General features: G+C 53.7%; 21 protein-coding genes. 9 read left to right on the plus strand and 12 right to left on the minus strand.

Going from position 1 to position 20,978, the window contains the following annotated elements:
• Positions 1-139: 139 nt before the first annotated feature.
• A complete protein-coding gene (locus C5Y96_RS08510) occupies positions 140-1,807 on the minus strand; it encodes an HDOD domain-containing protein (RefSeq protein WP_105352015.1) in 1,668 nt (555 codons plus the stop codon).
• A gap of 157 nt (positions 1,808-1,964) precedes the next feature.
• Here C5Y96_RS08510 and C5Y96_RS08515 point away from each other — a divergent pair, with 157 nt between their 5' ends.
• Genes C5Y96_RS08515 through C5Y96_RS08525 form a run of 3 tightly spaced genes read left to right on the plus strand, consistent with a single transcriptional unit; the run spans position 1,965 to position 3,685 of the window.
• Positions 1,965-3,017 carry a DUF1559 domain-containing protein gene (locus C5Y96_RS08515; protein WP_233198883.1) on the plus strand — a complete coding sequence of 351 codons (1,053 nt, stop codon included), beginning with the start codon at positions 1,965-1,967 and terminating at the stop codon, positions 3,015-3,017.
• A 48-nt stretch (positions 3,018-3,065) separates the two neighbouring features.
• Positions 3,066-3,293: a hypothetical protein gene (locus C5Y96_RS08520; protein ID WP_105352021.1), complete on the plus strand. Its 228-nt coding sequence runs from the start codon at positions 3,066-3,068 to the stop codon at positions 3,291-3,293.
• A 5-nt stretch (positions 3,294-3,298) separates the two neighbouring features.
• On the plus strand, positions 3,299-3,685 hold the full coding sequence (locus tag C5Y96_RS08525) for a type II toxin-antitoxin system death-on-curing family toxin (RefSeq protein WP_105352374.1): 387 nt from the start codon (positions 3,299-3,301) through the stop codon (positions 3,683-3,685).
• On the opposite strand, the gene C5Y96_RS08530 is transcribed toward C5Y96_RS08525, so the two are convergent.
• From C5Y96_RS08530 to C5Y96_RS08540, 3 genes are all read right to left on the minus strand, one after another.
• On the minus strand, positions 3,682-4,917 hold the full coding sequence (locus C5Y96_RS08530) for an LL-diaminopimelate aminotransferase (RefSeq protein ID WP_105352024.1): 1,236 nt from the start codon (positions 4,915-4,917) through the stop codon (positions 3,682-3,684). The genes C5Y96_RS08525 and C5Y96_RS08530 overlap by 4 nt on opposite strands.
• A 128-nt stretch (positions 4,918-5,045) precedes the next feature.
• Positions 5,046-6,143 carry a glycosyltransferase gene (locus tag C5Y96_RS08535; protein WP_105352026.1) on the minus strand — a complete coding sequence of 366 codons (1,098 nt, stop codon included), beginning with the start codon at positions 6,141-6,143 and terminating at the stop codon, positions 5,046-5,048.
• Positions 6,144-6,176: 33 nt separating this feature from the next.
• Positions 6,177-6,938, minus strand: coding sequence for an alpha/beta hydrolase-fold protein (locus C5Y96_RS08540; protein WP_105352028.1), 762 nt, complete (start codon positions 6,936-6,938; stop codon positions 6,177-6,179).
• Positions 6,939-7,196: 258 nt separating this feature from the next.
• On the opposite strand from C5Y96_RS08540, the gene C5Y96_RS08545 reads away from it, so the two are divergent.
• A complete protein-coding gene (locus tag C5Y96_RS08545; protein WP_105352030.1) occupies positions 7,197-7,469 on the plus strand; it encodes a DUF4190 domain-containing protein in 273 nt (90 codons plus the stop codon).
• 9 nt (positions 7,470-7,478) lie between these two features.
• Here C5Y96_RS08545 and C5Y96_RS08550 read toward each other — a convergent pair whose 3' ends face one another.
• Positions 7,479-8,396, minus strand: a complete 918-nt coding sequence (locus C5Y96_RS08550; protein WP_105352038.1) for a metallophosphoesterase — start codon at positions 8,394-8,396, stop codon at positions 7,479-7,481.
• Between the two features lie 171 nt (positions 8,397-8,567).
• Here C5Y96_RS08550 and hpt point away from each other — a divergent pair, with 171 nt between their 5' ends.
• Both hpt and C5Y96_RS08560 read left to right on the plus strand, forming a co-directional pair.
• Entirely contained in the window at positions 8,568-9,098 is a 531-nt protein-coding gene (hpt, locus tag C5Y96_RS08555; protein WP_105352377.1) for a hypoxanthine phosphoribosyltransferase, read from the plus strand.
• Complete coding sequence (locus C5Y96_RS08560) at positions 9,095-10,276, plus strand: glycosyltransferase family 4 protein (protein ID WP_105352041.1); 1,182 nt, start codon at positions 9,095-9,097, stop codon at positions 10,274-10,276. Before hpt ends, C5Y96_RS08560 begins: the two co-directional genes overlap by 4 nt.
• Positions 10,277-10,291: 15 nt before the next feature.
• Here C5Y96_RS08560 and C5Y96_RS08565 read toward each other — a convergent pair whose 3' ends face one another.
• From C5Y96_RS08565 to C5Y96_RS08590, 6 genes are all read right to left on the minus strand, one after another.
• Positions 10,292-11,245, minus strand: coding sequence for an SGNH/GDSL hydrolase family protein (locus tag C5Y96_RS08565; RefSeq protein ID WP_105352043.1), 954 nt, complete (start codon positions 11,243-11,245; stop codon positions 10,292-10,294).
• Positions 11,246-11,270: 25 nt separating this feature from the next.
• Complete coding sequence (locus C5Y96_RS08570; protein WP_105352045.1) at positions 11,271-12,059, minus strand: hypothetical protein; 789 nt, start codon at positions 12,057-12,059, stop codon at positions 11,271-11,273.
• A gap of 92 nt (positions 12,060-12,151) precedes the next feature.
• Positions 12,152-12,496, minus strand: coding sequence for a YciI family protein (locus C5Y96_RS08575; protein ID WP_105352048.1), 345 nt, complete (start codon positions 12,494-12,496; stop codon positions 12,152-12,154).
• Positions 12,497-12,949: 453 nt separating this feature from the next.
• Complete coding sequence (locus C5Y96_RS08580; protein WP_105352051.1) at positions 12,950-13,498, minus strand: rhodanese-like domain-containing protein; 549 nt, start codon at positions 13,496-13,498, stop codon at positions 12,950-12,952.
• Between the two features lie 203 nt (positions 13,499-13,701).
• Entirely contained in the window at positions 13,702-14,124 is a 423-nt protein-coding gene (locus C5Y96_RS08585) for a hypothetical protein (protein WP_146115572.1), read from the minus strand.
• Positions 14,125-14,166: 42 nt separating this feature from the next.
• Positions 14,167-15,126 (minus strand): DUF1559 domain-containing protein, encoded by a 960-nt coding sequence (locus C5Y96_RS08590; RefSeq protein ID WP_105352056.1) that lies wholly within the window; start codon positions 15,124-15,126, stop codon positions 14,167-14,169.
• Positions 15,127-15,684: 558 nt separating this feature from the next.
• Here C5Y96_RS08590 and C5Y96_RS08595 point away from each other — a divergent pair.
• The 3 genes from C5Y96_RS08595 (at position 15,685) to C5Y96_RS08605 (ending at position 19,366) form a co-directional block, all read left to right on the plus strand.
• Positions 15,685-17,040 (plus strand): sulfatase, encoded by a 1,356-nt coding sequence (locus tag C5Y96_RS08595; protein ID WP_233198884.1) that lies wholly within the window; start codon positions 15,685-15,687, stop codon positions 17,038-17,040.
• Between the two features lie 27 nt (positions 17,041-17,067).
• Positions 17,068-17,796 carry a metallopeptidase gene (locus C5Y96_RS08600; protein ID WP_105352061.1) on the plus strand — a complete coding sequence of 243 codons (729 nt, stop codon included), beginning with the start codon at positions 17,068-17,070 and terminating at the stop codon, positions 17,794-17,796.
• Between the two features lie 196 nt (positions 17,797-17,992).
• Complete coding sequence (locus C5Y96_RS08605; RefSeq protein WP_105352064.1) at positions 17,993-19,366, plus strand: Gfo/Idh/MocA family protein; 1,374 nt, start codon at positions 17,993-17,995, stop codon at positions 19,364-19,366.
• 81 nt (positions 19,367-19,447) lie between these two features.
• On the opposite strand, the gene C5Y96_RS08610 is transcribed toward C5Y96_RS08605, so the two are convergent.
• Positions 19,448-20,977 (minus strand): RtcB family protein, encoded by a 1,530-nt coding sequence (locus C5Y96_RS08610; RefSeq protein ID WP_105352066.1) that lies wholly within the window; start codon positions 20,975-20,977, stop codon positions 19,448-19,450.
• Position 20,978: the final 1 nt, after the last annotated feature.

Here is a 20,978-nt window from a genome sequence, read left to right on the forward strand (position 1 = left end):
CAGCCCCTAAAGCCTATAGAGCCAACGGGAAATGGTAAAGGTTAGCCCTGGCATCCATTCTGCGTAACTTCTTTATTGGCCGCGTCTTCCGAGACCGAGACACGGCGGTGACCGAAGGAATCACTTGAACGGCAAGTGATTACAGGACTTCGATACTCTTAATGGCGTTACCGCCCCCCTTCGAAGCAGCCAACAAACAGCGTCTGGCTGCCTGAAAGATCTCTTGCGGGGGAAGACTCTTGGGTGGCACACATGCCGACGCAACGCCACCACAAGTGGCGAGTTCGATCCCTTGATGGCACTCGCGACGCTGCGACCAGGCGGTCACCAGATCTAAGATTTGCCGCGTTAAGGTAACCGTTTGATGCCGATCGTGATCGTCCAGCAGAACGGCCAGGCACATATCGCCGCACGGCAGCACACGCCCCAGACCATCGCTCAGTCGGTCCACGATAGCCGCGACCAGTTGCCGCCAGACATCGACTTCCTCGACTCCGGCCACCATCAGGAAGTCCTCGAATTGATTGATCTTTAGAAGCGATATCGAGAACTCGCAACGCTGCGACCGGCATCGCTGCATCGAGGTGGCAATCTCCGTCAGCAAGTTGGCATCGGCCATGATCGGATCGACCGGCGTTTCCTCGACGGTCGCTTCTGCGCCGGTTTCCTTCTCGGCATGAGGAGGAATCCCCCCATTTTCGGCCAGACTCTTGGTGGTATCGATTAACCGCTGGACTTCCGGCGATTGAATCATCTGAGCGTGAGGCGCACGATCCCCCAAGGCCAGCGGAGCGGCGACCACCTCGGCCAACTGGGACAATTGGAAATAAGCTTGGGCAACCACTTCGCAGTAGTCGGTTCCATCGGGCAAAGAGACTGAAAGAACGCCGGCCAGTTGATACAACTTCTCTTGGATATCTACGACCAGGTGTTCGACCGTATCGGCATCGTGGCTGGTGGTCGATTTCAGCTGATCGAGAAACTTCGGCATCAACTTGAGTCGATGATGTGCGAGAACCTCGGCCAGGTTGTGCGCCAGACGCAAAGTTGCCGACTGACCACTAAGCTTGCTGAATTCAATTCCCGAGGAAGGATGCCCTTCGCGAATGATTTGCACCAACGATTCCGGCAGGTTCCAGCTTTGCAGTAGTCGGCAGCCAAGAATGTTGTGATCGAAACCGAGTGTTTCCCATTCCATCTCTGACAGGTCCGCTTCCTCCTGAAGGACCTTGTTGGCGAAGTTGGCGTAGGCATCACCTAGGTCCTGCAGCATCACCAACGCACCAATTTCTGACAGCAGGCCAGCGATGAACGCGTCGTCGCCGAAGTTCTTCCGCTGCAGATTGGCGATCTCGCGAGCAGCTACGGCCTTGGTCAGGGCAAACTGCCAGTACTGAGCCAGTACTTCGGCTTCAATTCCCTGCAGCATCGCTTTCGGCAGGCTGAAACCCAGCACCAAGAGCTTGAGCGGTTTGATTCCGAGAAGTGCAAGCGCCTGATTCAAATCCGACACCTGCCCAGACAACCCAAACAGGGGGCTGTTAACGACTTTCAGGATCTTGAGGGTCATCGCCGGGTCGCGCTGGATACACTGCTTGATTTGCACAACGGTAGCATGTTCGTCGGCGGTTAGCTTGAGCACTTCCATGGCGACGGTGGGAAGCGAATAGAGTTGCTGGGCCCGGGACACCATTTGAGCTACCAGCCCTACTTCGCCCGATTCATGCTGAGCGCGACCAAGTGTCTTGGGAACGCTGGTCGATGTGGAAGAACCGCCTGTCACTTCAGTTGCCTTTTGCAATGCCAATCCAAGAATCCATCGGATGTCCTATTTCGTTTAAAAATATAGGTCACCGGGTGGGGCGAGTCGGCGGAATTGTTAGCTGCGAAATGGCTTGCGTCGATTACCACGGTTTGTCCCGTTGTTTGCTTAAAACCACTCTACCGGGTAACCTGAAACTTTATTGTCTCCCCCTAAATTCACTACCACCGTTACGACCACCCCAAGCCCCATGCCATCGCCAGCGAACATTTCCGAACGCTACCTCCGCCGAGGGTTCACGCTGGTCGAACTTTTGGTGGTGATCGCGATTATCGGAATTCTGATCGGCTTGCTGCTGCCGGCGGTACAGCGAGCCCGCGAGGCGGCCAGGCGGACGCAGTGCGTTAACCAGCTCAAACAGATCGGCTTGGCCTGGCACAACCACACCGATACTTACAACGCATTCCCGACCGGTGGTTATGCTCAGCACGTATTCGCAACGTTTAACGGTGGCCGTCCGGGGGCACTCGAGAAACAGGCTGCCGGCTGGGCATTCCAAATCCTTCCCTTCATGGAACACGACACCGTGCACAACGGCAAACCAGGCGGAACCGACCTGGAATCGTCGAAGTACGCGATGAGCATTCCGATTCCCGAGTACTTCTGCCCGAGTCGGCGTTCACCGACTTCCGAGTCGGCCAAGTTGATCCACATGTGTATCAGCTCGAGCGGGGCGAACACGAATGCCTTCGATCAGGTCCCTCGGGCTCAGATCGATTACGCTGGCGGTAACCAGGAAGGGACAGGCGTGCTGGCCAGAGACTTTACCGGCACTTGCGGCGATACATCGAGTGCTAATGTTGGCCCTCGCAAGAAACTCTACGACTTTTCCTCGGTGACCGACGGAACTAGCAACACCCTGATGGTGGCCGAGAAATGCGTTAACCTCAGCACGATGGGACAAGGCTCCCAGGAAGGGGACATCTACGGATACACTTCCGGCTGGGACGGCCCACCAGCAAGCAACCCCGGTATCACACACGAAACAATCCGCCGTACCGACCTGGAGCCGTGGCCGGACATCATCGGTTCCACTCCCATCAACGGTGCCAATCGATTCGGCAGTTCCCACGATGGCGGCTTGAATGCCTTGCTGGTCGATGGCAGCGTACGGTTCATCCCCTACACAATCGAGGTTGATCTCTTTCGCAAGCTGGGGGACAAAGGGGATGGGGAAGTGGTAAGCTTACCGTAATACTTCCTTTGTCCGACGACAGAACATCACTAACTCGCGAAGCTCGCTATGATTGTCCGGCTTAAAAAACAAGGCGATCGCTACGTACTGGAACTCGACGCCTCGGTCGTCGAGCAGTTGCAACTGGATGAAACCACGCCTTTGGAAATCACCCAACTAGAAGACGGGATCAAACTCTCGAAATCTCCCAGTGGTATTTCCCCAGAAGCGTTCCAAGACGCCATCAAATTCGCCGACGAGAACTTCCCCGATACGTTTCGGAAACTCGCGGAGTGAGTGCCATGTTATTCCTCAGCATCGAGGATGCCCTGGCAATTCATCGGTGGCAGATCGAAACATATGGTGGACAAGATGGGCTTCGCGATAGAGGACTGCTGGAGTCTGCATTAGCAATGCCCCTGGCAACGTATGGGGGAACAGAACTTCACCCCACCATATTCGACAAAGCGAGCGCGTATGTCTTCCACCTCGCTCCCAATCATCCATTCCTAGACGGCAACAAGAGAATTTCCGCCGCCGCAGGAATCATCTTCCTGAAAGTAAATGGCTATGAGCTTCACACAACTCAGGATAGTTACACCGAACTGATCCTGAATGCGGCCCAAGGAAAAATTCAGAAACCTGAGATCTCTGAATTTTTCCGAACTAACACGAAGCCCATCACTTAGTCGAACTTCAGCGAGATCTGCTTCAGACGCTTTTCGGTTTCTTCCATCAGGGCGTCTTCCGCAGCTTCATCCGCTGCGACGTACGTGACCGAGAAACGAAGGAACGCGCCGGCATCGTCCCAAGGCACCGTGCAGATCGACTTCTCAGTGATGAGGTACTGCGAGGCTTCTTCGGCATTAGCGAAACTTGGACCACCTTCGACACCCGAAGGGCTCTTCGTGTACAGGAAGTACGTTCCGCCTGGCATCTTGCACTGAAAACCGCAGCGGTTGAGCATGTCGACCAGCTTCTTCAGACGACGCTCGTACTTAGCCCTGGTTTGCTTCGGGATTTCTTCGTTGGCCAAAGCGGCGGCGGCCGCTTTTTGAATGGCGATGAACTGCCCGCTGTCGCAGTTGTCTTTGACGTCGCTGAAGGCCTGGACCAGCAGAGGGTTACCGCAAACCCAACCAATTCGCCAGCCGATCATATCGAAGCCCTTGGACAACGAATGGACTTCCACACCCACGTCCTTGGCACCTGGCACGCTGAGGAAACTGAGCGGTTCGCCTTCGAAGGTCAGCACCGTATGGGCTGCGTCCTGAACGACAACCAGGTTGTTTTCCTTGGCAAACTTGATGACCTTTTCGTAGAACTCTTTGGTCGCAACCTTACCTGTTGGGCTGTTGGGATAGTTGATCACCAGCAGCTTAGCCTTCTCCTTCACTTCTGCGGGGATGCCGTCGAGATCTGGGAAGAAGTCGTTTTCAGCCAACAGAGGAAGCTTGTAAACCGTACCGCCGTAGTAGGCCGCATGCGTTCCGGCAACCGGGTAACCAGGGACCGTCATCAGACAGATGTCGCCTGGGTTGATGAAGCAGGCCGGCAGCATGGCCAGAGCCGTCTTGGAACCGATGCAGTGGTTCACTTCGGTCGTGGCATCGAGTTCGACACCGAACATCCGTTTCATGTAGTCGGCGGCTGCCTTCTTGAACTCGGCGACACCGTTGTCGGCATAGCCGCGGTTCTCAGGCTTGTTGATCTCTTCGCCCATGACCTTACGGACCGATTCCGGGGCCATTTCGTCGTTTTCGCCGATTCCGAAGTCGATCAGCTGGCGATCCGGGTAATCGGCCAAAGCCTTGCGTTTGGCTCGTTTGATCTTCTCGAACTTGTAGATCGCGGTCCCCTTACCGTAGTTTTCGCCACCGATACGTTCAGCAAACAGCTTCTGGAAATAGGGATCGCTCATGGTCTTCGTTCTGAGTTTTACTAGGGTCAAACGGATGGCCGGAATTCAAACCTACTAGCCTACCGCCGGTCAAAAGAGACAACAACCGGGGCAGGGGAGTTCGCCAGAAGTGGGCTACTGCCCATTAATTACGACAAACTTTGATAGAGGGCCGCGTGACGATCGATCATCTGTTGGACGCTGAACTGCTCCTGAATCGTCTTACGCCCCGCTTCTGAGAAACGGTTTCGCAGGGCCTCATCTTCCAGCAGGAAATTGGCAAAGCGGGAATACTCGGTCCGCTGTCCCAGCCCGACGAGGTATCCGTTCTCGTCGTGGGTGACTAAATCACGGTTGCCGGGTATATCGCTGACCGCCACCGGCAGCCCGATGGCCATGGCCTCCATCAGAGCATTCGACTGGCCTTCGTAGCCGCTGGCCAGCATGAACAGGGTGGCATGTCGCATCAGGTCCGCCACATCGTCTCGTGGGCCGGCGATCCGCACCTTGTCGTCAATGGTGACCTGCTTCGTATAACGCACCAGGCGTTCCCGCTGGGGGCCATCGCCGACAATCACTAGAAACGCATCGTCGCGGATACGCTTCAAGATCTCGGTTGCCCAGATCAAATCCTTCATCCGTTTCTGCGGCCAGAGACGTCCAACGCTAAGCATCATCTTGGCGTGCGGCGGCAACTTCAGCTGCTGCCAAAGATCTGACTTGCTGATCTGAGGAGGTCCGTCGATGAGGTCAATGCCGTTAGGAATGACGACAAACTTGCTCTTGTCGCGTCCCTTCTTCACGTAGAAGTCGACGATGCCGGAACTGTTGACCACGATCTTATCAGTCTTCCGGTCGAGGTAGCGATCGATCAGATGTTCGTGCGTGATCTTCCAGGGATCGACGCAGCGCTCGCCGCACAGGACATGACGAACGCCAACTGCCTGGGCCGCTTTGCGACCGTAGCTATTGGCGGCAAAAAGCCAGGTATGAACGATATCAGGCTTCACGTCCTGAATGTGCTTCTTGAGTCGCCAGTACGCAGGCGGATCGATCTTCAACTGCTTGCCGATCACCGTTACCGGGATACCGGCCGCACTGAGCTCTTCACTGTAGGGACCACCCCGCGTCAGGCAGCAGACCGAGACATCGAACTGATCGCGCGGCAATCCCTTGGCCAACATCGTCAATTGTTTCTCGGCTCCCGAACGATCAAGTGTCGGGATGATGAGCATCAGTTTCTGCATCGTCCAGCGAATTCTTCACGGGTGCATGTTGATCTAAACAACTCGGCGGCGTTCTTTTTCCAAAGAATCCCAGAGGAACTGCACCACCTTGGGGGCCATCAGGCTGTAGTAGTTAAAGCCATGCCCCCCTCCCTTGGTCTCGAGGTCGCACGTATGCGGCACGCCCAAAGACTGCAGCTTCATTCGTAATCGATCCGAGCTTTCCCACCAAGAGGAGTCCTCAGGGCAGCAGCAAAAGAATTGATTCCGGGGCCAGTTCAGTGGGTGAATGTGCAGAGTGGTCGTGTCCTGCCGGGCCTGTTCGGTGCTGTCGTACATTTGCCACAGATTGTCTTCCGGGTCGTCCCGCATCCGATTTTGATAATCAATCGCGGGGCTTACCGCCGCCACAATCGGGAAGACATCGGGAAATTTATAGGCAAACCGCAGCGAGCCTTGCCCACCCATGCTGGTCCCGAACAGGGCCACCTTCGACGACTTGGCCCCGTATTCAGATTCGACAAATGGCAACACACTTTCCAGCAAATAGGTCTGGGCCGAACGCTGGGGATCGAACTCCTCGCAGATGCGATCAGTCCACCAGCTGCGCTGCGTCACCGGGGCCACGACCGGTAAGCCGAACTTTTCTAGCTGTTCGATAAACGCCGGGCTGTGGTACAGCTTCCCCAGGTGCACCCCATGTAGATAGATGGCAACGAAGCCGTGCTCGTTCCGCTGCTGCGGTTCGAACAGTTCGCACAAATGCCCATCGAGGTCGATCTCGCGCCAGTTGCCGTAGGTGGGTTGATCGGCCATGAAAGTTCCCGGTGTGCACGTCGTAAGCGGTGATGTGTCTTGTCTGAGTCCTTTGTCACTTGATGTGACATCCCATGATATCATGCCGCCGGGAATCGCCCATTCGGGACCAATAACGACTTTAGCGATTAATCGACAATTGCAGATCTTTGCTGGGAATTGCGCTGGGGCCCTGTTATCATACCCCGCGAGGTTTTCACCTCGTGGAATCGATGTTCATATTAAACCGATCATTCGAAGAAGTAAGGAAACGCGGACATGAAACCACATCGTGGTGTGCTCATTTTGGTCCTGGGAATACTCGGTATTATGGCCTGCTGCTTCTGCGCCCCAGTGGCCTGGTACATGGGCTCGCAAGACTTGGCCGAGATTGATGCCGGACGGATGGACCCAGAAGGGCGTCAAATGACCCAAATCGGCATGATTCTTGGCATCGTCGGCATCGTCTTGGGAATCATAGCAATCATCATCCCAATATTCTTCATCCTTCTAGCTGGCGGCTTCGGTGTCGCCGGTGCCGCAGTAAACTGACAGTTCCCGTTACTTCAAATAGACAAACTTTTCGTTACGAAGTTCCTGTTCGCCATCCCAACGATAGGCACACAGGAAGCCCCCTTTGGCAACGCTGTAATCGACACAAGCCACGTTCCTGGCCAACCGCCGGGGCGTGGCTTCTTTCAGCCAGTAATGCCCGAGAAACACCGGTCTCTCGCTCGCTCCGTAAGGTCGGCACGTAACGAGAACATCCTCACTCAGCGGAACATCGCAGGTCAGTTGGTCGGTCATCGCGTAACTGCCGAACGTATGCCCATCGGCAGCCAGGAACCAACGCGTCCGTGTTTTCGTGCGCTGATGACCATCCTTGTCTTGGAAGCTATATCCGGTGGGTAGTTGCATCTCTTTCCCTTTAAGGATGGCTTCAACAGAAGCAAATAGCGGTTCGCCAGGCAAGCAGGCAGATGCCAGCACCTGGTCGGTCAATCCGCCTGGCTGCTGTAGCTGGTTTTCAATCTGGCCAATTGCGGCGTCATCCCAGCAGGCATGCACCGCGCGCAGTCCGTCCAGTTCCAGCCACATCGGTAGCGTGCGAAACCATGCCAGGGCATCGCTCAACTGGGACTCGCTAAGCTGAGCCAACGTTTGCCCGTGCTGTTTTTCGTTCTTGGCCGTATGAGGCCGTAGATACTCGCCAGGCTGATCGGGGTAAGCCGTATGAAACGCCATCGCGTTTAGTTCATGATTGCCCATCACCGTTAGGGCCGCGTCGGTCTCGACCATGCCGCGGACAATCTCCAGTGTCTCGCGAATCTCAGGACCTCGATCGACGAAGTCTCCTAGAAAGATGACGCGTCGATCTGGGTGACCATACACCCCATCTCGCGGAGAATAGCCCAGCTTATTGAGCAGTGCGGTCAATTCGTCGGCGTGGCCGTGAATGTCTCCGATGATGTCAAACATGAAATCGACTCCACTGGGTGATTGGATATGCAGGAGATAATTGCCCAATTTCTTGATTCGCTACCGGATCAAGCAAGGAGTCAGCACGGACTCTACAGCATAAAGAGTTAACAGCTTACAATAGCCGCATGTCGATTCAACTTCCTCCATCCGCACGTGGGGATGATTTCTTTGCATACTTTGATTGAAACGAAAGAACTAGCCACAAGAGTCACCCATCTGGCGACGGAACTGGCGGAAACCTACGGAGACAGCCCCCTGACGGTGCTCGGGGTGATGACCGGCAGTCTGGTATTGATGGCAGACCTGATTCGTCAGCTTGAAATGCCGCTGAAAGTGGGCGTTATGCAGGCCCGCAGCTATCGAGGAACCGCCACTTCCGCGGGTGAACTGGCCTTAAACCTCGACATGATGCCGCAAATTACCGGGCAAGACGTGCTGGTCGTCGATGACATCTTCGATACGGGACATACCCTGAAGAATGTGCTCGAAAGCATCCAAGAGCATGGCCCGACCTCGGTTCGATCACTGGTGCTGCTTTCCAAGTCCGAGCGACACGAAGTCGCAATCCGGCCTGACTTTGTCGGCTTTCATATTCCCAACGAGTTCGTCGTGGGTTACGGTTTGGATTATCAAGACCTCTACCGCAATCTGCCGTTTGTTGCGGCACTGGAAGACCACGAGATCGCTTCGCACGCATGACACCTCTCCGCCTGGCACTTGTCACTCGCCGATTCTGGCCTTTGGTCGGAGGGGCGGAAATAGTTATGGCCAACCTGGCCGAAGAACTCACGCGTCAAGGACATCAAGTTCAACTCGTGACCGCCCAGTGGCATCCTGATTGGCCGAAACAGATCTCGCATCGCGGCATTCCTGTCGTTCGCCTGCCTAACCCATCGGTTCGCGGCTGGGGAACTGTGCGCTACATGATGTCTCTTGGCCGCTGGTTACGAACGCATCAATCGCAGCTCGATGCAGTCTACGTCTCGATGCTCAAACATAGTGCCGTCGTCGCGACATCACGCCTGCAAGGGAGCAAAGTCCCGATTATCTTGCGGGCCGAAGGAGCCGGCGATACAGGGGACTGTGCCTTTCACGAAACCGCCAATTTCGGCCATCGCATTCGTCGCACCTGCCAGCAGGCAGATGGCTTTGTGGCTCCCAGCCAACAGATTTTCGACGAGATGATTTCATCTGGGTTCGAGCGAGACAAGATTCGCTTTATCCCCAACGGTGTCCGCGTCGGACCTGCGCGGAGCGACGAACAGCGTCGCGCGGCTCGGGCTGCACTTGCCGCTGCCAATCCAATTCTGACCCTCGCCGAGTCCGCCCCGCTGGTAGTCTTCACCGGTCGACTTCATCCGGGAAAAGGTCTTACTAAAGTCGTGCGTGCGTGGTCGTATGTCCTGCAACGTTTCCCTATGGCACGCCTATGGCTGATCGGGGAAGGCCCTCAGGAAGGCGAACTCACTTCGTTAGTCGGAGCCATGGGACTGCAAAGTCGTATCATCTTGCCAGGGGCGTTCGACACGGTCGAAGACGTACTGGCTGCGGCCGATGCTTTTGTGCTGCCGTCATTGCACGAAGGAATGTCAATCGCACTGCTGGAAGCGATGGCGGCGAAACTTCCCTGTGTGGTAAGCGATATCCCTGGAAATCGCATTCTGATAGACCACGATGAAACGGGAATCGTCTTTCCGGTTGATGATGTTAGTGCCCTGGCCGATTCCATCATTCGGGTAATCGAAAGCCAGCAGCTGGCGAAAAGCCTGGGAGATGCGGCCCGTTCGCGTGTGATTCAACACTTTAGCCTGGAACGCTGCGCGACCGATCACGTCAATTACTTTCGATCGCTGATGGAACAAAAGCGTCTTCGATAGAGACCTGCACGCCCCCTACTTGGCACTTAAAGGGGCACTTGCGTGAAGCGAAGAGTGATCGATGATCTTGTTGAGAAATACTCGGCGAATGGCATCGTAGCCCCGATCGTTGGGGTCTTCGATGTTTTCATAGAACCAATAATTCGGATCGTCTGTAACGTAAGTGGATCGCCAGAATTGAGTCGCGTGCGAACCATGCCCCATGAAGGTTTCATGTAGAGGAACATGGTAGACGTTGGGACGTGCGTCAATGCAATCCAGGATGACTTCGTTGTACCTCTCGTGAATAGCCAAAGCGTCTGGCCAATGCGGAAGATAGACACTCGGCGCATCCCCCACACCGTCGGTCGGATCGTAAATGTCTGCCAGATAAATCTCGCAACCGCCGGGAAAGGATGCGGTAATCTTATCAAGCATATCACTCAGGCGTATGCGAAATGAAGCGATCCACGGCTCGGCCTCAGCAAGCGTTGCACCGTACATGGCACACTCCTTAGGAGGCCTCCGTCCATAGCTATGGATCAAGTCATTTCCACCTGAGGTTATGACCACCAGCCCAAAGACGTCAGGTTCGTGTGGCAACAACCGATCTTCTATGACACGCAAATGGTCTTTCGACGTCGAACCAGAAATCGCCAGGTTCTCTGCAATTAGGCCAGGCAAGATGATCGAAAGAGACTTTCCCTGCATATCGGGGAATTCGTCGGAAGGATTTTCCACAAGCCGCTGGAAAAAGGTGTGATCTGGCGAGTCAGCACCGAGGCCTGCCGTGATGCTGTCCCCGATCCCTACAAGCATCACCTTGCGGTCGCTCCAGATTTCGCTGAAGGGCTCGTCGGCAACCTCTGGTCCCGCAGGCCCACTGCCAATCGGCCGCAGCATAAAATACTGGACATAAAACACGGCACAGGTGATCGCCAAGACCCCAGAAACGCACAAAACGGTTAGTCTTGACTTACTGATTTTCATGAAGCACACCAATGAGTGTTTCGCACTAACGGGAAGCTGGCTCCATCGTCTCAAGAACCTCTACCAGTGGGTGATGGTCGACCTGGATCAAGCCCCGACGAGGGCGATCGAAATCGAGAATGACAAAGAGAACCAGTGTAAGCAGTACGTTAAACGCAAACCACAATCCAAGATATCTCTTGCCGACCTGTCCTGATGAATGCCCGGTTATCATGCTGGAAACGATGATACAAATGCACAGCAAGATCACGACTGGCTGTGGCATGTGGTTGCGTGCCGACCACAGACGAGTCGTATTCAGGTCGATGACACTGTTGGCTGCGGGAACAATTTGACTAGGAACCACTCGATCAGGCTGAGTCTGCGCTGTCGTCTCGACACTGTGCCATATCTGATCAAGTTCCGTTTGCATCTGCGAGAGAGTTTCGTCGTAGGCGTCGTGATCGAGTGCCAATTCAAAATGCTTAAGACGCAGATTCGTGAACCGCTTGAGACTTTGTTGAAGCTCCGATTTCTGCGGCTCACCCAGCAGACCGGCACGTAGATAACACGTACCGATGGCATTGGCTTCGTCCAGGACCAGCCTTTGCCGTTGATAGTGCTTGGTGGTCGTGGTCGAAAACGAAAACCCTAACAGCAAAGCAGCCAGTCCCAAGATGCTGGCCTTAAGACCGTTACTGACAGCGCGTGCCCCCTCCGAATCGTTCTTCCCTTCTCGGGAACCTGCACGAAAACCAACTTCGTTGGCGATAAACGTCAGGACAAAAATGCTGCCAACAATTTCCCATGTTGGCAGATCATAGATGCTTGCCATATGCCCCCGGCCCAACCATGCAAAAGAGTCTGATTTCGGACACTGCTTGGATCATAATCGCCATCAAGCCAAGGGAGAAGTGCCAGAAGCAGCTACTGTGGAAGGTGGTCCAACGGGCGGACTTCAACGCAACCTACCGAAGCCGGAGGGATCCGGGCAGCTATCGCCAGGGCTTCTTCTTCGGTGGCAACATCCAATATGTAATATCCGCCTAGCTGCTCGGTCGTTTCGGCGAAAGGTCCGGTCGTAACCAACGGCTTGCCTTCCCTAACCCGAACCGTCTTGGACGTCGAAATAGACTGAAGCGGGGACGCGGCAATTAACTTGCCTTCCTTTTCCAATTCCTCGCAAATCGCCATGCTTTTGCGCATGCAATCCTCGCGGCTCTCAGGCGTCCAGCACGTTTCCGCTCCGTAAACCAGCAACATGTACTTCATGGTTGTCTCTTTCGTTCCCGATAGTTTCTCAATGAGAATGGAACCGGTTCAACTTCGCATTCCATCGAATGCGAAGTTGATTCTAGTTCATGGTGTAAATAGTAATAAAAGTGACAGTCCACCCGATGGCAATCACTCTTCCAAGGACTAGTCGAAGGAATTCAGCCAAATTCGACATCACCTCGAAAGTTTTTTCCTCCATATCGGGGTGGGTCGAGACTCAGACTGGCAAGGGACTTCTATGTGGGGAACACGCGACGGGCGACGTATCGCCAAACTACAATCGAAACTTTAGATAAGATGAGAAGAGTCCACCATTGCCTGAAGAAGGAGCGTCCCTGGAAGCCAGGTTGTCCCCAACCAGGGTGATTGACGAGTTGACACTAGATCGGTCTTGAAAGAAAAACCAAGTGCCCTAAATCCGACTGGGCAAACCAAGTGCCTGTTACTTGATTACTTGCTGTTTTCAGCGGAAGTGCCAGCGAAGGGAATCTTCGTTTCGCGGCGGTCCAAGAGAGGCTTCAACTCATAGATGTTTCGATAGCCATAGCTATACAGCGTGTTGTAGGTATTCAAGTTGAGCGAAGCGACGGGAGCCTTAGGGGCAAAGGCCTGGGGTTCATTCTTAAAGTTGTTGTTACAGTAGATCACCACGCGAGTGTCTTTTTGGGGAATCAGCTCAGCCAGATCCTCGGCAGTCATGTCCGGCAACGAGATATGCACAGCTCCTTTCACATGAAGTAGGTCGTACATCCGCTTGCTGCGGGCGTCGAGAACGATTGTCTTAGGATCATTCATCATTCGAATGAACTCTTCCTCAGATACGCGTCGCTTTTCACGAACCTTAGCGACCTCTTGCACCTGTTTCAGGAAGCCTTGGTAGTCGATCTGCGGGTTTTCATTGGCTGACTGAGTAATCCCCTCTTCGCCCGTCAGGACTGCCCCGACCAAAAAGATTCCCAATCCGACAGCAATGGTACCCGCCAACATGATCTTACGCATTTCTCGTCTCCTATCTGATAGCCCTGGGCGCAACCCTAGCCCCAAGAGAAGACGATTCCGAGGGGGTCTGAGATTTGCATTCGGGATTGCAATTTCGCGCGACGCGTCCGAACTTCTGACGACATAAGAAGATACACATAGAAGAAAAAGACGGACCCAAGCAGGTCCGTCTTTTTAGACTTAGAGGAATTGTAGCAAGTGAGCTAGACGCCTGGCCCCGAAACGGACATCTCAGGATGTACCTCTCGGAACTTATCGGCGGCTCGTTGGCTGATTTTGGTTTCTGCCAATTCAAGCGTTTTTAATGTCGGCATATTGTCAAACATCGAAAACACATCATTCGTAATGTCGCTGTTGTAATTCAGGTACAACGCACTGAGCTGGGGCAGGGCAGCGAACTGTTCAAGATCCGAGTCTTGCAGGTTCGCACTTTCACACCAAACGGTAACGATATGGCCGTCTTTGGTCTCGACCATACCTCCTTTCTCTTCGACAAACGACTTGACGGACTGCTCGGCAGGGTCGAGTGAAGCCATCGAGCTACAGCCAAAAACCATCCAGGCAACCAGAACCGTCAGACACAACATTACCTGAGTCTGACTCCATTGTGAAAACAACGAACGCATAACTATTCATCCTTTTAGGGCAAACACATCTGGTGAATTCGACTAAGGAATGGTGACAGGCCGACCATCAGTACGCGAGGCCAACAATTCCAGAACAGTATCAGGAGTGTTGTCCGAATCGAATTCCACCGTGTCGGGGATGAATTGAACACTGCCGTCGCAGAAAAGGAACTGGACACCACCTGGATGCAGGCTACTAAACGAAGAACTCTCGTAAGCATCGTTCCTCGCATAGTTGATCGTCCGCACCGTTCCACCCAGGACCGAGTAAAGCGTTTTCGTTGAAACAGGACTTCCACCGACAACCAGTCGCCCTTCTACGCCATAGATATTACCTGCGTAGTAGTTTGCTTTACCGGTTCCATTCCGACGATTCATGTTCCAACTACGTTCGCCGATCGCAAACGTGTTTGACGTACCATCGGTAACATCAGCGAAATTGCAATCGCTGTTTTCCCAGAAGATGCCATCGGCACCGTAATTAGTTCCTGGAATGCCATCATTCCGCGCGGCCAGATCACTCGAGTTGGACCCGATGTAGTTCGACACGGCCGTCGCCTGCCCAGCAAGTTTTCGCTGATCATTCAAATCTGGCCCAGTATCCGACGGACAGCGGAAGATATCGAGAGGTGTCTTCATGACCGCGAGATCATTTGCATTGGCGACCGCGTTGGCAAGCGTCTGATTCTTCGGATCGATCGCATCGTAAATGGTTTCCTGCTCGATGAACGGCATCAGAAATGCGGCCCATCCCCAGGTTGGATCACCGTCAGTGAAACCCGATCGGAACTCATAGCCCACCGGAAACTGACCATACGTATCGTGGTGATTGTGAAGACCTAGCCCAAACTGTTTCAAGTTGTTAGTGCATTGCATCCGCCGAGCTGCCTCGCGGGCTTGCTGTACGGCCGGTAACAGAAGAGCGATTAACACACCGATGATTGCGATCACGACGAGAAGTTCGACCAAAGTAAAGCCGGATCGTCCGAAGCGCACTTTCATAACGATCTCCCAGAATAGAAAAGGAATAGGGTATGGATACGTTCGATCTCATGAGACGAACCCACCAAATGACCAAAACACTGACACCCCCCACTCACTTCGATCGCGGTAGAAAAACAGTGTCGCGATTCGAGAGCTATATGTCAGTACAAGAGGGATAAAGGAAAAGGTTTTCGAGAAAAGGAGTACGGAGTTCCAACAAACCGCGATTGTCATCCGAAACACTGGCCATTCGGATTACTTCTAAACGTAGCAAATTTCCATAACGCCCTGAACACTGTTTCTGAAATATTCTACAATTTTTTGTTGCGCTAAATTGTGCATGGCGTGAGAGCACTTTTGCCTCTGGACCTCCGGTATTCCTTGAATCGCTGGAACTTACGAATATTTGACCTGAATCTCCGTGCCATTGATAATCGATCAACTTCCTGCCCCTCGACGCTTTTCTTACTTCGCGAGACCACCATCATGCGACTGCTCGTAGGATTTCTCCTAACTTGCCTTCTTGTTTCTCATACCGAATTGGCCCTGGGAGATGAAACGAGGCGACCACCGAACGTGATCCTGATTTTCATCGACGACTTAGGATTCGGTGACGTTGAATTCAATGGAGCCCAAGGCCCACGAACGCCCAATCTAAACCAGATGGCCGCCGAAGGAATGAAGTTCACCGACTTCTATGTCGGCTGTGCTGTCTGCTCTGGCTCTCGGACAGCGCTGCTGACTGGCACGCACTATCAGAGACTCAGTATGAACCCAGTTCTCTTTCCCAACAGCAATCAGGGCCTGCATCCAGAGGAACAGACGATTGCGGACATGCTCAAAGATGCCGGCTATCGAACGGCCTGCGTGGGGAAATGGCACCTGGGTCATCTCCCCCCTTGCCTGCCGACATATCAAGGATTCGACAGCTACTTCGGCATCCCTTATAGCAATGACATGTGGATCGACCCGGCTAATAAGCTGGCCAACGACCTCGTGCTCCGCGATGGGGTAACCATGCAGCAGATGCAAGATGGCGTCACGAAAAAGAACGTCGTCCCACTGATGCGAGATGAAGAAATCATCGAATATCCCTGCGACCAGAACACGATCACCAAACGCTACACCGAGGAAGCGATTCGCTTTATCCAAACGGAAAGTGACAAACCATTCTTTCTGTATCTGCCGCATACGATGGTGCACTTGCCGCTACACGTCAGCCAAGAATTCCAAGGACGAACCGATAAGTTGATTTGGGACGCGATTGAAGAGGTCGACTGGTCTGTTGGCGAGATTCTAAAAACCGTTCGCGATCAAGGTATCGCCGAAAACACCCTAGTCATCTTCACGAGTGACAATGGTGCAGCGGTGGGCTCTTCACTTCCGCTCCGAGCCAAGAAGGCGAGTGTGTATGACGGGGGCATTCGTGAGCCAACGCTCATGTGGTGGCCAGGGACGATCCCCGCCAGTTCCGTATGCGATGAAATCACGGCTTCGATCGATCTTTTGCCGACGCTGGCCAAACTGTGTGATGGGAAGCTTTCCGGGCGCAAAATCGATGGAGTCGACATTCGCACGGTTATGCTGACAGAAAACGCCGAGGGGCCTCGCGAGTCATATGTTCTCATGCATGGTGAAGGAACCGTCCGACACGGGAAATGGAAGTACTACCCGTGGAAAGAAAAGAAGCAGGGACGCGATGCCCCACAGGGGCGAACACCTTCGAACGAACCAGTTCAACTTTACGACATCGTCGCTGATATCGGCGAAACCAACAATGTTTCCGCCCAACACCCTGAAGTCTGCGAGCAGTTGCAGAAGATGTACGAAGACCACGTCGCAGATATCAAAGCATCAAAGCGTCCTACGGCACCGCTAATTCGCTCGCAAGATGCCAAACCGCCAACCCTTCCCAGCCGCAAGAAGTCCTAATATCCAGAGACGATTAAGGCAGTCCTCATGAATAAGACTATCGTTTTCACGCAACTGCTGATGCTCGTATTCCTTACAGCAGGACAACTATTGGCAAAGGACTCTCCCGCGTTGCCGGCATCCCATACCATCCGCAACGTCGAAGGGTGGAATGTGCGAGTCGACGACCGGCTTCTCACCGGCGAACACAAGGACAAAGGTGAGCGTGCATTAAAGCTACTCACCGCTCGACTTGTGGCAATCGATGTCGTCATGCCTGAGGCATCGCTGGAAAAAATACGCCAGGTCGTCATCCAGCTTGATCTCGACTATGGCAAACTTACCGCTATGCAGTATCACCCAGACAAGGGCTGGCTAAAACGGAACGGCTACAACGAAGATCTTGCCAAGTGCGTTCATATTCCCAGCGTCGATGCTTTTCTTTCCCCCTACGAAAACCACCGTATGCCGTGGGTCGTTCTGCACGAGCTTGCCCATGCCTATCACGATCAATTTCTTGGCTTCGATAATGCGCGCATCCAGTCCGCATGGGACAAGTTTAAAGAGAATCAAAATTACCAGTCTGTCCTCACCAGCCCTGGCCATCTTCGCGAGCATTATGCATTAACGAATCCCAAGGAGTTTTTCGCCGAAATGACGGAAGCTTATTTCGGTTCGAACGACTTCTACCCATTCGTCACCGGCGAACTCAAGAAAGACGAACCAGAAGTTTTTGCCTTGATGCAGGAGATGTGGGGAAATCTACCGGGTCGATAACAGCAAATAGTGGCATTTTTCGCTCAAAACCCGGAATATTAGCGTCTTTCGGATAGTCGCAGTTAGAATTACTTCACGGTAAAATAGAGATTGGGTGCATGCCAGAAAACGGCCGAAGCCCAAACCAACATCACTTCCCTTTCCCTACCTCACACTCTCAAGCATCTGCCTCTAATCACCCCGAGGAAAATCAACCATGCCCAAATTTCCGCAAAGCACACGTCGTCAATTCCTGAAGGGAGTTGCCGCCGCAGGTGCCGCTACGATTATCATCCCGTCGACAAATCGTGCCTTCGGTTTCCAAAATGCTAACGATCGTCCTGTCTTTGCCTCGATTGGTCTTCGTAACCAAGGCTGGGGCATTACCAGCAAGACGACTCCTTACGCCGACTTTGCCGCACTGGCCGACGTCGATGCCAACGTTTTGGCAGACAACGTCGCGAAGTTGGAAAAGAAACAAGGCAAGAAGCCTGACGCGTATAACGACTATCGCAAGATCCTCGATCGCAAAGATATCGACGCGGTGATGATTGCCACGCCTGACCACTGGCACACCAAGATCGCTGTCGAAGCGATGTATGCTGGCAAAGACGTCTACTGCGAAAAGCCGCTGACACTGACCATCGCCGAAGGCAAGCTGATCGAAAAGGTTGTCAAGGAAACGGGCCGTGTCTTCCAGGTTGGTACGATGCAGCGTAGCGAAAGTGGCCAACGTTTCCTGCAAGCGGTTGCCTTGGTCAATGAAGGACGTATCGGCAAGGTTAAGAGGGTGACCTGCGGTATCAACGGCATGACAGGCTCCCCAGTGATTCCCGTTGCAGAAGTTCCTGCCGGACTCGACTGGGACATGTGGCTCGGCCCAGCAGAAAAAGTCGACTACCGTGCTCTGCCTGAAATGCGAACAGGTTACGGCGGCGGCGTTCCGCTGTACAGCAATTGCCACTATTCGTTCCGCGACTGGCATGAGTACTCTGGCGGTAAGCTGACCGACTGGGGCGCTCACCACGTCGATATTGCCTGCTGGGCATTGGGCGCGACCGAGACCGGACCAAGTAAGGTGAAACCACTCGAGTACAAGCTGTCTTGCGAGTACAAAGACGGCTACCCGGTCGTTCACGATCGTTACAACGTAGCGAAAACATTTAAGATTCAGGCCGACATGCCCAACGATGTCGAAATGATCATCACCAGCGAAGGTGACAACGGCATCCTCTTCGAAGGGACCGATGGCCGCTTCTTCGTCAACCGCGGCAAGATCGTCGGTGCTCCCGTCGAAGCCCTCGCATCCAATCCTCTGCCTGAGGGTTCAATTGAAAAGGTATACGGTGGCCCGGTTCCAGCGAATCACAGCGTCAACTTCATCGAGTGCATGGCGTCGCGCAAACAGCCGATCTCGGATGTGTGGTCGCACAACCGCATGCTCGAAATTTGCCACCTCTCGAACATCGCTATGCGATTGGGTCGCGAACTCAATTGGGACCCCGAGAAGCGAGAGATCATCGGCGACGATCAGGCCAACTCCTTCCTTTCGCGAGAAAATCGCAAAGGCTACGAGATCCAGATGGGCTAATGCCCACTCCTGACGAAAACCCAGAACCAAAAGGCCGCCGGCTATTGCTGGCGGCCTTTTGTTGTTCTTGCCTGAAACAGCCTAACCTTTGACCGTCATCAGGGGTTTTAGTTCCGCGACCGGTCTGGCCATACCGGATGATTGAATCGTCTCGATGACTGAGCCGATTCCCTTGTATGCGAATGGGGCTTCCTGCCGCAAATCGGCCAGCTTCTTGTGCCTAATATCGCTCCGCTGGCGAATGTCTTGACGTCGAAAGTCAACGGGCGTTACCACACGAAACTCTTCCAAGAACTGCTGAAACTCTCGATCAAAACCCTTCATCGACGCTCCACGTGAAATGGCCCGTCCAGCGCCGTGGGCCGCACTTTGATTGGTGCCGGGGAAACCGTTTCCTGCAAGGACATAACTACTGGCTCCCATCGATCCTGGAACAAGTACCGGCTCACCATAATAGGCAAATGGGGTACCTGCCATCGCATCGAATCCCCGGGCAGGACAAGCCCCCTTGCGATGTATGTATGTCTCATATCCTTTAGATTGTTCTTTCCAAATCATGTTATGAGGAGCGTCATACAGGAGTTCGCACCGCGTCTCTCCAAAACAGTTCTCAAGGCTTGCCCAAGCCATCAGTGCTAGAAACATTCGATTTGCGTAGGCGAAGTTCGCGGCATTGTTCATCGAGTCCCAGAAAAGCGATTCGGCTTCACCATCTTCCGGCCCAATCGGCAATATATCGATTCCATTCTGGGGTCTGCGAACGGATGTCGGATGGCGAAGTCGAACCTGATCGCGGTAGAAACTGCCGCTGGCATATCCCACCGACACGCTTCCAGTATGCACCATAATGGTAACCATGCCTGGTTCAAGCCCCCACGCGTGCGCGATCTGACCATCCAGGATGCGTTCTACCTTCTGGAACTCGACGAAGTGATTTCCACCTCCAATCGAACCAATTTGGCTATCACGGTGCAGACGCTCACGATGACCCAGGAAATCTTCGAGACCATGCACTCGACTAGCCGACAGGCAGCCACGTCGCTCAATCCTGGCCAACGTTTCATCGCGATCAGTACGATGAAAGTAGCTCCAGAGACCTTCATCGAATGTCTTGTCGACGGTGGCGTATAGGCCTTCGATACCCGAAAGTAGCAAGGCCTCACGATGCGGCCAGGCGAGGGGAATTCGTCGTCCTGCCTCGAAGAAAATGGAACGACAGGCAATTTCCAGAGTGTTGACAGATGCTTTCAGTTGGTCGGCCGTGAGACTCGTTCGATGCAGACGCATTCCACAGTTAATGTCGTTACCAATCGCCTGGGGCACGAGAAATCCACTGGTCTCCAGAATGGTTCCGACCGGAATTCCGCGAGCTTTATGAAAGTCGGGCGTTATGGCCACACTTTCAATCACAGGCTCAACCGAGAACCTTTTGGGACATGCCTTGTAGATGTCCTCGATTGTTTCTTGTAACTGAAGCATCGCCTGCAGTTCAGCTACGGCCACCGGCTCGATGGGGACCTCTTCGTTTGCGAACAGCGTGACATCAATTCCGTACGGATTGATCAGTTCAAGCCGATTGGCATCGACTCGCTTCAGTTCATTCAAAGACATG

The organism is Blastopirellula marina, from assembly GCF_002967715.1.
In the GTDB taxonomy this organism is placed as follows: Bacteria; Planctomycetota; Planctomycetia; order Pirellulales; family Pirellulaceae; genus Bremerella; species Bremerella marina_B.